Origin of the sequence: Massilia sp. LC238, from assembly GCF_000735635.1 — a bacterium.
Classification (GTDB): domain Bacteria; phylum Pseudomonadota; class Gammaproteobacteria; order Burkholderiales; family Burkholderiaceae_D; genus Telluria; species Telluria varians.
In genome coordinates, this window is record NZ_JNNN01000012.1 from 19,297 (window position 1) to 32,841 (window position 13,545).

Genomic DNA, 13,545 nt, shown 5'->3' on the forward strand with positions numbered 1-13,545 from the left:
GGTAGACTTTGGCCCTTGAGCAACCCAAGCATTCCGATGTCCTCCCCGATCACCCCCGGCTTGTTGATTTTGCACGGCAACCAGATGGAATTGCTGCGCAGCGCCATGTTCGACTGGCTGCGCGCGCACCCGCTGGGACCGCTCGAGCAGGAGACCATCCTGGTGCAGTCGAACGGGGTGGCCGAGTGGCTCAAGATCGCGCTGGCCGAGGAAATGGGCGTGTGCGCCGCGACCCGCGTGGCGCTGCCGGCGCGCTTCCTGTGGGAAACCTACCGCGGCATGCTGGGGCGCGAGCGCGTGCCCACCCGCGCGCCCTTCGACAAGGACCCGCTCACCTGGCGCCTGATGCGCCTGTTGCCCGCGCTGGTGGAAGACGCTAGCTATGCGCCGCTGAAACAATTCCTGGGCGACGGCTGCCCCGAGCGCCGCCTGCAGCTGGCCGAGCGCCTGGCCGACCTGTACGACCAGTACCAGGTCTACCGCGCCGACTGGCTGGCCGACTGGGAAGCCGGGCGCGACCAGTTGCGCCGCGCCGTGGGCGACCCGCTGCCGCTCGGTCCCGACCTGAAGTGGCAGGCCTGCCTGTGGCGCGAAATCCACGCCAGCCTGCCCTTGGCCCAGCGCGTTACGGGTCGTGCCAGCATCCACCAGCAATTCGTGTCCGCCATCGAATCCGGGCGCGAGCCCGTGTCGCGCCTGCCGCGCCGCGTGATCCTGTTCGGCATGTCGACCCTGCCTTACCAGACCCTGCAGGCCATCGCCGCGCTGTCGCGCCACACCCAGGTGCTGTTCGCGGTGCCCAATCCCTGCCGCTTCTACTGGGGCGACATCATCGAGGGACGCGAGCTGCTCAAGGCGGCGCGCCGGCGCCAGCAGCCGCGCGGCGGCATCGAGCTCGCCAGCGTGCCGGTCGAGGAACTGCACATGCACAGCCACCCGCTGCTGGCGAGCTGGGGCCGCCAGGGGCGCGATTTCGTGCGCATGCTCGACGAGTTCGACCAGGGCGAAGGCAGCCGCTACGAGAACCTGCGGGTCGACCTGTTCGACGAATCCGCAGGCGAGACCCTGCTGCAGCAGGCGCAGGCCGCGGTGCGCGACCTGCTGCCGCCCGACGAGCATCCGCAGACCGCCCCGCCACGCGACGACCGCTCGATCGAATTCCACATCACCCACAGTGTCCAGCGCGAAGTCGAGGTGCTGCACGACCAGCTGCTGTCCTGGTTCGCCCAGGACCCCAGCCTGCGTCCGCGCGACGTGGTGGTGATGGTGCCCGACATCGACGTGTTCTCGGCCGCGATCCACGCCGTGTTCGAGCAGCACCGCCGCAGCGACCCGCGCCATATTCCCTTCGAGATCGGCGACGTGCGCGACCGCAGCGTGAATCCGCTGCTGGTGGCGCTCGAATGGCTGCTGCGCCTGCCGCAGCAGCGCTGCCGCCAGAGCGAGGTGCGCGATCTGCTCGACGTCCCGTCGGTGGCCGGGCGCTTCGGCCTGGATGCCGACGACCTGCCGATCCTGGGCCGCTGGATCGAGGGCTCGGGCGTGCGCTGGGGCCTGGACCGCGAGCACCGCGCCGGGCTGGGCCTGGCGTCCGTGGGTGAGCAGAACGCCTGGATCTTCGGCGTGCGCCGCATGCTGCTCGGTTACGCGAGCGGCGCAGGCAGGAGCTTCGGCGACATCGAACCCTATGCCGAAGTGGGCGGCCTGGACGCCGCGCTGGCCGGCTCGCTGGCCCAGTTCATCGAGAACCTCCTGCATTGGCGCGCCGAGCTGGTGCAGTCGCGCACCCCGGCCGAGTGGGGCGAGGCGGCGCGCGCACTCCTTGCTGCCTTCTTCCATGCCGGCGACGAGAAAGACCGCCTGACCCTGGCGCAGATGAACGAAGCGCTGCAGTGCTGGCTCGAGACCTGCGACAGCGCGGAATTCGGCGAGCCGGTGCCGCTGGCGGTGATGCGCGAATCCTGGCTCGGCCAGCTCGACCAGCCGACACTGAACCACCAGTTCGTCTCCGGCGGCGTGACCTTCTGCACGCTGATGCCGATGCGCGCCGTGCCATTTCGCGTGGTGTGCCTGCTCGGCATGAACGACGGTGACTTTCCGCGCCGCACCCAACAGGCCGACTTCGATTTGCTGGCGCTGCCGGGCATGGCGCGTCCGGGCGACCGCTCGCGCCGCGACGATGATCGCTACCTGATGATGGAAGCGCTGCTGTCGGCGCGCGACAAGCTGTATGTGAGCTGGGTTGGCCGCAACGTGCGCGACAACAGCGAGCAGCCGGCCTCGGTGCTGGTGGCCCAGCTGCGCGACTACCTGAAGAACGGCTGGAACCTCGACCTGTCCGAACGCACCACGGAGCATGCGCTGCAGCCCTTCAGCCGCCGCTATTTCGAGCGCGGCGGCCTGCTGACCTTTGCCGGCGAATGGCGCACCGCCCACGGACAAGACGAGGAGACCGGGGGCGTGGACGCCTTGCCGCCTTACGAGATCGAGCCCGGCTTGGTGCTCAAGCTGGGCGAGCTGGCGGCTTTCCTGCGCCAGCCGGCGCGCTACTTCTTCCGGCGCCGCCTGGGCGTGGTGTTCGCCGACGCCGCCGTGGTGGGCGAGGACGAGGAACCGTTCTCGCTCGACGCGCTGGAGCGTTATTTCATCGAAGACCACCTGCTCGACGACAGCGGCACGGTGGAAGCGCACGATGGAACGAGTACTGCGGAGGTGCGCGCGGCCCTGAACAGCCGCGCCGAACGGCTGGCGCGCGAAGGCGTGCTGCCGATCGGCCTGATGGGGCGCCAGTGGCAGCAGGAGCTGGTCGACGGCCTGGTGCCGGTGCGCACCGCCTGGCTGCAACTGGGCGAGCGCTTTCCGCACAATGCACCGAAGCGCGCCGTGAGCCTGGGCCTGGCGGATGGCCTGGTGCTGGACGACTGGATCGATCGCCTGCGCTCCGATGGCAGCGACACCGCCTGGCTGATGCAGGTGTCCTCGAAGGTGCTGGACCGGGAAGGCCGTCCGCGCGGCGACAAGCTGATCGGCGCTTGGCTGCGCCAGCTGGCGGCTAGCGCGGCCGGCGCGCCGGTGGCCGGCCACCTGGTGGCGCGCGATGCGATCCTCACCATGCCGGCCCTGAATCCGACGGAGGCTGCGGCCACGCTGCACGACCTGGTCAGCTTGTGGCGCACCAACCTCGACCGGCCGCTGGGCGTGGCCTGCAAGACTGCGCTGGCCCTGCTGCAGGAAGGCGACCCAAGGCTGGTCTATGACGGCAGCTACGAACTCTCCGGTGAAGTCGAGGAACTGTGCCTGGCGCGCCTGTGGCCGGACTTCGCCTCCCTGGTGGCGGCCGGCGACTGGCCGCACGTGGCGCGCGACCTGTACGGGCCGCTGGCCGACTGGCTGGAAACCGGCGTGCAGGTCGCTCCGCTGGGCGGCGATGCGGGCGGGGAGGCGGCATGAGCCAGCACCTCGAACCCCTGGTGTTCCCGCTGCACGGCTCGCGCCTGATCGAGGCCTCGGCCGGCACCGGCAAGACCTGGACCATCGCCGCGCTCTACCTGCGACTGGTGCTCGGCCATGGCGGCGAGGCGGCTTTCCCCCGCCCGCTGCTGCCGAGCGAGATCCTGGTGATGACCTTCACCCGCGCCGCCACGCGCGAGCTGGCCAACCGGGTACGCGAGCGCCTGGTCGAGGCGGCGGCGTACTTCCGCGGCCAGCTCGACATCGATGACCCCTACCTGGCCGAGCTGGCCGATGCCTATCCCCTTGAGGCGGAGCGCAGCGTCGCCGCCCACCGCCTGGTGCTGGCCGCCGAGACGATGGACGAGGCGGCGATCTTCACCATCGACGCCTGGTGCCAGCGCATGCTGCGCGAGCACGCGTTCGACTCCGGCAGCCTGTTCGACGAAGAGCTGGTCAGCGACGAGCGCGCCCTGTTCGAGGACGCCGCCCACGACTACTGGCGCCAGCATATCTACCCGCTGGGCGCCGATGCCCTGGCCTCGGTGCGCGAATCTTGGCGCGATGTCGAGGCCCTGAAGGGCGGCGTGCGCGAGCTGGTGACGCGCACCCACCTGCTGGGAGAGTGCGCGCCCGAGCCGCTCGGCACCCTGGTGGCGCGTGTGCAGGCGGCGCTGCGCGCCGAGCTGGCCGGCCTCAAGGAAGGCTGGGCCGCGCGCGCCGACGAGATGGAAAGCTGGATTGCCGGCCACCGCGAACGCAACCCGAAGTGCTTCAACGGCAACAAGATGCGCGCCGATTCGCTGGTGAAGTGGTTCGAGGCCCTGCGCGCCTGGGCGATCGACGCGGAGCGGGTGCTGCCGGATTTGAACGAGACGGCATGGAAGCGCCTGTGCCCGGACGGCATCGTGGACGCCTTCAGCAAGGACTTCGCGGCCGAAGTGCCGGCTTGCTTCGGCTTTACCGCGCCTTTGCGGGAAGCATTGGCGCGCCTGCAGCCGCTGTCGCACGCGCTGCTGCGCCACGCCGCCAGCCACATCGCCGCCCGCATGCGCGAGCTGAAGGCGCGCAACCGCCAGTTCGGCTTCGCCGACATGCTCGAGCGCCTCAAGGATGCGCTCGAGGGGCCGAACGGCCAAGCCCTGCGCCAGCGCATCGTGCTGCAGTTCCCGGTGGCGATGGTCGACGAGTTCCAGGACACCTCGCCCGACCAGTACCGTATCTTCGACCTGCTGTACCGGGTGGCGGACAACGACCCGGAACGGGGCCTGTTCCTGATCGGCGACCCGAAGCAGTCGATCTACGGCTTTCGCGGCGCCGACATCCACAGCTACCTGGCGGCGCGCCGCGCCACCACCGGGCGCCACTACCAGCTGGGCGTGAACTACCGCTCCACCAGCGAGCTGGTGGAAGCGGTGAACCAGCTGTTCCGCCATGCCGAAGGCGTCGACGGGCAGGGCGGCTACCCGCTCGGGGCCTTCCGTTTCCGCCGCGGCGAGGACAATCCGCTGCCTTTCGAGGCCGTGCAGGCCAAGGGCCACCGCGAACGCCTGGTGGGGGCCGACGGCGCGCAGCATGCGATGTCGGTGTGCTGCGCCGGCCCGATGAACCAGGAAGAGTACCGCGAGTATTTTGCCCACCACTGCGCCGAGCACATCGTCGGCTTGCTGGGCGACGAGCGCGTCGGCTTCTCGGACGGCGAGCGTTTCCGCCGCCTGATGCCTGCCGATATCGCGATCCTGGTGCGCGACCGGCGCGAAGCCGCCGCGGTGCGCCGCGCGCTGGTCGAGCGCAAGGTGGCCAGCGTCTACCTGTCGGACAAGGATTCGGTCGTCGAAAGCGAAGAAGCGGCCGACGTGCTGCGCTGGCTGTATGCGGTGGCGAATCCGCTCGACGGCATCCTGGCGCGCGCCGCCTTCGCCACCCGTACCGCCGGCTTGCCGCTGGGCGAACTGGCCCGGCTCTCGAGCGACGAAGTGGCCTGGGAAGCGCGCGTCGAGCAGCTCAAGAACCTGCATGGCGCCTGGCAGCGCCAGGGCGTGCTGGCCATGCTGCGCCGCTTCGTGCACGAACTGGGCCTGCCGGCGCGCCTGCTGCGCCAGCCGGGCGGCGAGCGGCGCCTGACCAACCTGCTGCACCTGGCCGAGCTGCTGCAGGAAGCGAGCGGCCAGCTGGAAGGCGAGCAGGCCCTGATCCGCTGGCTGGCCGAGCAGGTCGAAGGCCTGGGCGAGGGCGGCGACGAACGCGTGCTGCGCCTGGAAAGCGATGCCGAGCTGGTGAAGGTGGTCACGGTCCACAAATCGAAAGGCCTGGAATACCCGCTGGTCTACCTGCCGTTCGCGGTGACGGCGCGCCGTACCGACCGGCGCAACCGCGCCTTCTTCGAGTTCGTCGGCATCGACGGCACGCGCCGGCTCGACCTGGCGCTGGGCGACGAGTCCTTGGCGGCGGTGGACCGGGCGCGCCTGGAGGAAGACCTGCGCCTGCTGTACGTGGCGCTGACCCGCGCGCGCCACTACCTGTGGCTGGGCGCGGCGCCGATCAGCGGCCGCAGCAAGAACGAGAACCGCCTGCACGAGTCGGCGCTGGGCTACCTGCTGGGCGGCGGCGAGAAGATCGACGCGGAACTGCTGCGCGAGCGCCTGGAGCGCCTGCGCGGCGGCGTCGAGGGCATCGTGCTGCACGACCTGACCGAGGCGCAGGGCCGCACCCTGCTGGCGCGCGAGGACGTGCGCCCGGAGCTGTTGGGGGCGCCACGCTACGACGCCAGTTTCGAGCGCGACTGGTCGATCGGTTCCTTCACCTCGCTGGTGCGCCATGCGGTGGCGATCGTGGCGCCGCCCCCGGCGCCGATGCGCGCCCAGGAAGAGACCCTGCTGGAGGAAGCGCCGCAGGTGGTGACGCCGCCGCGCATCGAGGACGCTCCTTGGCACCGCTTCCCGCGCGGATCGGTGCCGGGCAACTTCATGCACGAGCAGCTCGAATGGATGGCGGCGGAAGGTTTTCATCGCGCCGACGAGCCGGAATTCATGCTGAGGCTGGGCCAGCGCATCGAGCGCGCCGGCTGGGGCAACCGCCTGGACGACGCCCTGGCCTGGCTGCACGCGGTGGTCACGACCCCGCTCCCGCCGCTGGGTGCGGCATTGAGTGCCCTGCGTGATCCGGTGCCGGAACTGGAATTCTGGTTCCCCAGCGAGCGCCTCGACGTGGTGCAACTGGACCGCCTGTGCCGCGCGCGCATCATGAAGGGCCTGGAGCGTCCGGTCCTGCCGGAGCGCGTGCTGCACGGGATGCTCAAGGGCTTCGCCGACCTGGTGTTCGAGCATGACGGCCGCTACTGGGTGCTCGACTACAAGACCAATGCGCTGGGGCCGGGCGACGCCGCCTATACCCAGGCCGCGATGGAGCTCGGCATGGCGGAGCACCGCTACGACATCCAGGCCACCATCTACATGCTGGCGCTGCACCGCCTCCTGAACAGCCGCTTGGGAAGCGCCTACGAGCCGCGCCGCCAGCTGGGCGGGGCCGTGTTCCTGTTCCTGCGCGGGATCGCGAACGCCGACACGCGCGGCTGCTGCGTGCTGGGCCCGGACATGGAACTCCTGGCCGGACTGGAAGCATTGCTGGACAAGGACCATCATGGTTAAGCATGAAGCCAACATCGCGCTGCTGTGGAGCGAATTGGCGCGCCTGAGCGAAACCGGCGAGCTGCGCCGCCTGTCCTATGCATTCGCCCGCTTCGTGGCTTCGCTGGGGGCAGCGCCGCCTGCGCTGGTGCTGGCCACGAGCGTGCTGTCCGAGCTGGAAGGGCAGGGCCATAGCTGCCTGCTCCTGTCCGACCTGGCCGCAGGGCCCGCAGGGCTGCTCGGCTGGGAAGACGAGCAGTGGAAGCTGCTGGCGCGCGCCGCCGGCCCCTTGCCGAAGAACGCTCAGGGCTGGGCCCAGAGTCTCTCCGGCTGCCAGCAGGTCTGGGACGTCAGCGCCTTCGACTACGACCAGCCGCTGGTGCTGGACGGCGACCGCCTCTACCTGCGCCGCTACTGGCGCGACGAGATGCTGGTGGCCCAGGCCGTGCGCGAGCGCGCGACGCGCAAGCGCGAGGTGGACCCGGAAGCGGTGCGCAGCTGGCTCGACATGCTGTTCGCCTCGCAGCGTAGCGCCGACGGCCCTGACTGGCAGAAGCTGGCCTGCGCCATCGCCCTGCGCGGCTCGGTGGCCATCATCACCGGCGGCCCCGGCACCGGCAAGACCTATACCGTGGCGCGCCTGCTGGCGCTGCTGTTCGCCACCGCCCCGGAAGCCGGCAGCCAGCGCATCGCCCTGGCCGCGCCGACCGGGAAGGCGGCGGCGCGCCTGAAGCAGTCGATCGACAAGGCCCTGAACGAGCTGGCCGACAAGGTCGGCTCGACGCTGCCGCTGCGCGAACTGACGCTGCGCATGGGCGCCGCCCGCACCCTGCACAGCCTGCTGGGCGCGCGTCCCGACACCCGCGCCTTTGCCCACCACCGCGGCAACCCGCTCGACGTCGACGTGCTGATCGTCGACGAAGCCTCGATGGTGCACCTGGAGATGATGGCCTCGCTGCTGGACGCGCTGCCACCTTCCGCCACCCTGATCCTGCTGGGCGACAAGGACCAGTTGGCCTCGGTGGAGGCGGGCGCCGTGCTCGGCGACCTGTGCCACAACGCCGGGGCCGGCGGCTACACCGACGCCACCTGCGATTACGTTCTCGCGGCCAGCGGCGAGGCATTGCCGGATGAATTCCTGGGCGACGCCGGCGCGCTGGCCCAGCAGACCGTGATGCTGCGCCACAGCCGCCGCTTCGGCGGCCCGATCGGCCAGCTGGCCCTGGCGGTGAACGCCGGCGACGCCGTGCGCGCCGAAGCCGTGCTGCGCGCGGGCGAGCCGGGCGTGCGCTGGATCGAGAACGCCCAGCAGCAGCAGGTGCTGCAACTGGCCCAATCCGGCTACGGTGCTTACCTGGACGTGTTGAATACCGGCCATAAAGCCGGATTGAACACGAATCATGAAGAATGGGTGCGCCAGGTCCTGCAGCGCTTCGAGTCCTTCCGCATCCTGTGCGCGGTGCGCGACGGCGAGTGGGGTGTCGCCGGCCTGAACGACGCGGTGGCCCGGCGCCTGGCCCAGGCCGGGCTGCTGCGCCCGAACGGCGAATGGTATGTGGGCCGCCCGGTCATGGTGACCCGCAACGATTACGCCACCAACGTCTACAACGGCGACATCGGCCTCACGCTGCCCGACCCCGCGCGCCCCGGCGCCCTGCGCGTGTACTTCCTCGAAGGCGATACGGTGCGCAGCGTGCTGGCGACCCGCCTGCGCAATGTCGAGACAGCCTTTGCCATGACGGTCCACAAATCGCAGGGCTCGGAATTCCGCCATACCGTGCTGGCGCTGCCGCGCGAACGCGGCGCCGTCCTCACCCGCGAGCTGGTCTATACCGGCATCACCCGCGCCAGCGAGATGTTCACCCTGGTCTCGCCCCCCGGCGCCGTGCTGCTCGAGGCGATCGCGCAGCGCACCCACCGCACCAGCGGCTTGCGCGGCATGATCGCGCCGACTTCTCGCTGAGCCAGAACACAAGGTCCCGGTGTCGCGACGGCGCGACTACGGGTTTGATGAAGGCCAAGCATGGTGCGCGACCCGGCCCGTTTCGTCGAACTCGACCGTTATTGCGTGGTCTTACTCACGTACAAGAACAAAGACCGGGCAGCATTTTTCGTGTAATTTTTTCTTCAACGAAGTTTTCCCTGACCACAAGGCGTCACAGCGCCTGGCGCACCCATGCAGCCACTCGACCAGCAGACGGTATTGTTCTGTTCCGCACCCGGCACGGTGGCGCGCCCCCCTAGCGCCTGCGACGACCTGCCGGCCTTCCCGCTGGCCGGGCCCTGGGCACGCTGGTTTGCCCGCAGTTTCGACGTCTGGTGGGAGACCGCGCTGGTGGCCCTGGTGCTGGGCTATGCCCTGGGCCAGGTATCCCCGGTGTTCCTGCGCTGGCTCGAAACCCCGTTCGGCTGGAAACTGTTCGGCCTGGCCTGCATCCCCGGCGGCCTGGTGCTCGACGCGGCCCTGCAGGCGCTGCTCGGGAATACGCCGGGCAAGGCGCTGCTGGGACTGCGCCTCATCACGACCGATGGGCATGTGCCGGCTTTCCGCCAACTGGTCCGGCGTAACCTGAAGATCTGGCGCGACGGCCTCGCGCTCAGCCTGCCGCTCATCAGCCTGGTGACCATGGCGCGCCAGGGCCTGCGCTTGCGCAAGGGTGTGCAGGCCAGCTACGACAAGGACGATTTCCTGGTCAGCGCGAGCAGTACCGGCTGGCTGGCGAAGGGCGTGTTTGGCACCGCCTTCGTCAGCCTGTTCTGCGCCATCCTGATCCTCGACGGCGTCGACCGCCAGGACAGCCGCGAGACCAGCGCCATGCTGGAAGCGCCGCCGGTCGCCTGGACCAACCCGGTCACCGGACGCATGGCGCGCATCGGGCCGCAATGGAAACTCGAGCTGCGCCCCGGGCCGGACGGCAGCGTGCAGCACCTGTTCACCCAGCAAAGCGGCCACGCCGCCGTCCTGTTCGCGCACGAGGAAAGCGGCGGCCGGGCCCTGCGCCAGGACGCCCAGGCGCTGGCCGACCGGCTGGCCGACCGCTTCGAACTGGCGGACAGCTACTTCGCCGAATTCCGCGGCTGCCATTCCTGGGTCGGCCGGGGGCTGCACAAGAAGGGGCCGGAGCGGGTGCAGCTGCGCATCGTCGAAGTCGACGGCAAGGCCTGGCGGGTGGTGGCGATGCAGTCGCCGCCGGCCGCCTATACCGACGACCTGGTGCAGGAGCTGAGCGGCGCCTTGTGGGACACGGTCACGCCGCCGCCCCGGCCCGAACTGGCCCAGCGCAGCCACTGAGATCCTCGCTGAAACAACAAAAGGGGCCTCGTGGGCCCCTTCGTGTCTGCATGGTGCAGCGATGCGCTTATTTCTTGCGGCGCTTCGGCACCACCTTCGCCTTGCTGCGCTTCTTGACTGCCTTGACCTTGGCCTTGCCGGCCGTCGCCTTGATGCGCGGGCCGCCGGCACTGGCCTTGATGCGGGCGCGGCTCGACGCAGCCTTGTAGCGCGGCGCACGGTTCGAGGCCTTGGCCATGCTCACCGGCTCGTCGCCGGTGATGAAACGGCGGATGTTCAGTGCGTCCAGGATGCGCGCCGACGAGGCGCCGGCATTGAGCAGCACCAGGGTGGCGTTCTTGCCGCCGGCCTTGATGTTCATGATCAGGCAGCGGCCGGCTTCCTGGATGTAGCCGGTCTTCGACAGGCCGATGTCCCAACCCTTGGCGCCGACCAGGCGGTTGGTATTGCGGTATTCGACCTCGCGGCCGTTGATGTTGATCAGGTCCTTCGACTCGGTCGACATGCGCGTGATCTCTGGATACCTGGCCGACGCCGTTGCCATCTTGACCAGGTCGCCCGCGGTCGAGCGGTTGTGCGGCGACAGGCCGGTCGGCTCCTCGATCACGGTCTGGGTCATGCCCAGCGCGGCGATCTTCTGGCGTACCGCGACCTTGAACCCGGCCAGACCGCCCGGATAGGTGCGCGCCAGCGCATGGGCCGCGCGGTTGTCCGAGGACATCAGGGCCAGCTGCAGCACGTCGCGGCGCGAGATCAGGGCGCCGACCGGCACCCGCGAGCTGCTGTGCTTGAAGGTGTCGACGTCGCTGCGGTCGATCTCGATCAGCTCGTCCAGGTCTTGCCTGGCATCGAGCACGACCATGGCGGTCATCAGCTTGGTGAGCGACGCGATCGGCGCGACGCGGTCCGCATTCTTTTCCAGCAGAATCTTGCCGGTGTCATCTTCTACCACGAGCACCGATTGCGAGCCGAAGGGCACGGCGAAAGCCGCAGCCGAAAACGACAACAATGCGGTGGCAAACAATTTTTTGAACATTGTCGGGTGCAGGAATAGGTTGTGTTGAGCGGGAAAACGCGGCAGTGGGTAAGCGCGTAGTCAACAATCTAGCTGTAGGGCAACTACAGGAGTTGGAAGATAGCATCAAGCATGATGCATGTCTATGGCACACAAGCAAAAACGGCCTTGTGAACCGGAATTTAGTTGCAGTTTAACCCTCCAGTTAACACAGCGTCCATGACACACACCAGATCAGGTCGATATTCCGGGCGGGTAGGGCGCTGGCATGGACTTGGCGCCATAACGACGAAGCCCTGCACTAGGGCAGGGCTTCGTCTCGGGCCGATCAAGCCGGCCGGGTCGCGGATGGCTTACTTCGACTGGTAGATCTTGTCGAATTCGCCGCCATCGTTGAAGTGGACTTCCTGGGCCTTGCGCCAGCCGCCGAACAGCTCATCCACCGTGAACAGCTGGATCGGCTTGTAGTTGGCGGCATATTTCTTCATCACCGCATCGGAACGCACGCGCAGGAAGTGCTTGGCGCCGATTTCCTGGCCGGCCGGCGAATACAGGAAGTTCAGGTAGGCCGTCGCTTCCTTGCGCTGGTTGCGGCGATCGACCACCTTGTCGACCACGGCCACCGGAGATTCTGCCAGGATCGAGCTGCTCGGGTAGACCACCTCGAAGTTGTCGCCGAATTCCTTGCGCACCATGCTCACTTCATTCTCGAAGGTCACCAGGACATCGCCGATCTGGCGCTGGGTGAAGGTGGTGGTCGCGGCGCGTCCGCCCGCATCGAGGATCGGCACGTTCTTGAAGATGCGGGCCACCAGGTCGCGCGCCTGCGCTTCGTTGCCGCCCTTTTTCAGCACCGAGCCCCAGGCCGCCAGGTAGGTATAGCGGCCGTTGCCGGCGGTCTTCGGGTTCGGGATGATCACCTGCACGCCCGGGCGCGCCAGGTCGTCCCAGTTGCGGATCTTCTTCGGATTGCCCTTGCGGACCAGGTACACCATGGTCGAGTAGTAGGGCGCCGCATTGTGCGGGAATTTCTTGGCCCAGTCCTTGGCCACCAGGCCGCGGTCGGCCAGCATGTCGATGTCGTTGGCCTGGTTCATGGTGACGACCGAGGCTTCCAGGCCGTCGGCGACGGCGCGCGCCTGCTTGCTCGAGCCGCCGTGCGACTGCTTGATGCTGACGGTCTGGCCGGTCTGTTGCTTGTAGGCCGCGATGAAGGCCGGGTTGATGTCCTTGTACAGCTCGCGTGCCACGTCGTAGGAAACGTTCAGCAGCTCGGTCGTGGCGGCGCTGGCCGACAGCGGCAGCGCGGCGCCAAGCGACAGGGCCAGGAGGAAACGGCGGAGCGGGGAGGTCAGGGTCATATGTTCTCGCTTTTCAGAATCTTGTGGTGACAGTGTGCATCATCCGCACATTGCTCAAAATACGGAACAATAGTTTTGTCATATGCTTAGTACTGCAGAGCAGGGCAGCGTCCGGGCTTGCGCGGCGTCGCTGCGGATATGGGTGACCACAGCAAGGTCGGGGGCTTTCGGTGTATAGTCGTGCCCAGCCATTGCGCCACAAGCGCGGTCTGATCGTTTTTTATGCATAGTGATGTTTGATGTCCACGCGTTTTGACATTCGCAAGGCGGTACCCGGTGATGCTGCCCCCGCCTGCGCCCTGCTGCGCCGCTCGATCGAGGTCGGGTGCAAGGCCGACCACCAGGACCGGCCGGCCGTGCTGGAAGCCTGGCTCGGCAACAAGACCGCAGCCAACGTCGCCACCTGGTTCGCCAACCCCAGCAACCACGCCCTGGTAGCCGAGCGCGACGGGGAGCTGCTGGGCCTGTGCCTGCTGACCCAGGCCGGCAAGCTGGCGCTGTGCTATGTGTCGCCGCAGGCGCTGCGCAGCGGCATCGGCCGCGCACTCATCGCCGCCGCCGAGGAGCAGGCGCGCGCCTGGAGCATCAAGAAGCTGCACCTGCACAGCCCGGCGAGCGCGAGCGCCTTCTTCGAGCGCCAGGGGTATGTCAACGCCGGCAAGGACAAGTCCTGCTGGGGGCTCGAATGCGACCTGCTGTGGAAACCCCTCGACGCCGTATGCGAGACAGGGCCGGGGGCTGCCGCCAGCAAGCGTTTTTGCAACTGCGCTGGCTAGGTCCCCGCAACAATCTTGACAAACT

7 protein-coding genes are annotated in these 13,545 nt (G+C 68.5%); 5 read left to right on the forward strand and 2 right to left on the reverse strand.

Going from position 1 to position 13,545, the window contains the following annotated elements; translation table 11 throughout:
• The first annotated feature begins 36 nt into the window (after positions 1-36).
• The 4 genes from recC (at position 37) to FG94_RS02775 (ending at position 10,368) form a co-directional block, all read left to right on the forward strand.
• Positions 37-3,450, forward strand: coding sequence for an exodeoxyribonuclease V subunit gamma (gene recC / locus FG94_RS02760; protein ID WP_036206794.1), 3,414 nt, complete (start codon positions 37-39; stop codon positions 3,448-3,450).
• Entirely contained in the window at positions 3,447-7,097 is a 3,651-nt protein-coding gene (recB, locus tag FG94_RS02765; protein WP_036206795.1) for an exodeoxyribonuclease V subunit beta, read from the forward strand. Before recC ends, recB begins: the two co-directional genes overlap by 4 nt.
• Entirely contained in the window at positions 7,090-9,039 is a 1,950-nt protein-coding gene (recD, locus tag FG94_RS02770; protein WP_036206798.1) for an exodeoxyribonuclease V subunit alpha, read from the forward strand. Before recB ends, recD begins: the two co-directional genes overlap by 8 nt.
• Positions 9,040-9,252: 213 nt before the next feature.
• Positions 9,253-10,368, forward strand: coding sequence for an RDD family protein (locus FG94_RS02775; protein WP_036206801.1), 1,116 nt, complete (start codon positions 9,253-9,255; stop codon positions 10,366-10,368).
• Between the two features lie 67 nt (positions 10,369-10,435).
• Here the strand turns inward: FG94_RS02775 and FG94_RS02780 are convergent, their stop codons facing one another.
• Positions 10,436-11,404, reverse strand: a complete 969-nt coding sequence (locus FG94_RS02780) for a serine hydrolase (RefSeq protein WP_036206805.1) — start codon at positions 11,402-11,404, stop codon at positions 10,436-10,438.
• 332 nt (positions 11,405-11,736) lie between these two features.
• Entirely contained in the window at positions 11,737-12,744 is a 1,008-nt protein-coding gene (locus FG94_RS02785; protein ID WP_051996071.1) for a sulfate ABC transporter substrate-binding protein, read from the reverse strand.
• Positions 12,745-12,983: 239 nt separating this feature from the next.
• Between FG94_RS02785 and FG94_RS02790 the strand changes: the two genes are divergently transcribed.
• The gene (locus FG94_RS02790) at positions 12,984-13,520 is read left to right on the forward strand and encodes a GNAT family N-acetyltransferase (protein ID WP_036206808.1); all 537 of its coding nucleotides are present in this window, start codon (positions 12,984-12,986) and stop codon (positions 13,518-13,520) included.
• Positions 13,521-13,545: the final 25 nt, after the last annotated feature.

Excerpts from the sequence above, each read along its gene's own strand:
- FG94_RS02785 (WP_051996071.1), bottom strand. The coding sequence starts at position 12,744 with ATGACCCTGACCTCCCCGCTCCGCCGTTTCCTCCTGGCCCTGTCGCTT.
- FG94_RS02790 (WP_036206808.1), top strand. The coding sequence starts at position 12,984 with ATGTCCACGCGTTTTGACATTCGCAAGGCGGTACCCGGTGATGCTGCC.
- recB (WP_036206795.1), top strand. The coding sequence starts at position 3,447 with ATGAGCCAGCACCTCGAACCCCTGGTGTTCCCGCTGCACGGCTCGCGC.
- recD (WP_036206798.1), top strand. The coding sequence starts at position 7,090 with ATGGTTAAGCATGAAGCCAACATCGCGCTGCTGTGGAGCGAATTGGCG.
- FG94_RS02780 (WP_036206805.1), bottom strand. The coding sequence starts at position 11,404 with ATGTTCAAAAAATTGTTTGCCACCGCATTGTTGTCGTTTTCGGCTGCG.
- FG94_RS02775 (WP_036206801.1), top strand. The coding sequence starts at position 9,253 with ATGCAGCCACTCGACCAGCAGACGGTATTGTTCTGTTCCGCACCCGGC.
- recC (WP_036206794.1), top strand. The coding sequence starts at position 37 with ATGTCCTCCCCGATCACCCCCGGCTTGTTGATTTTGCACGGCAACCAG.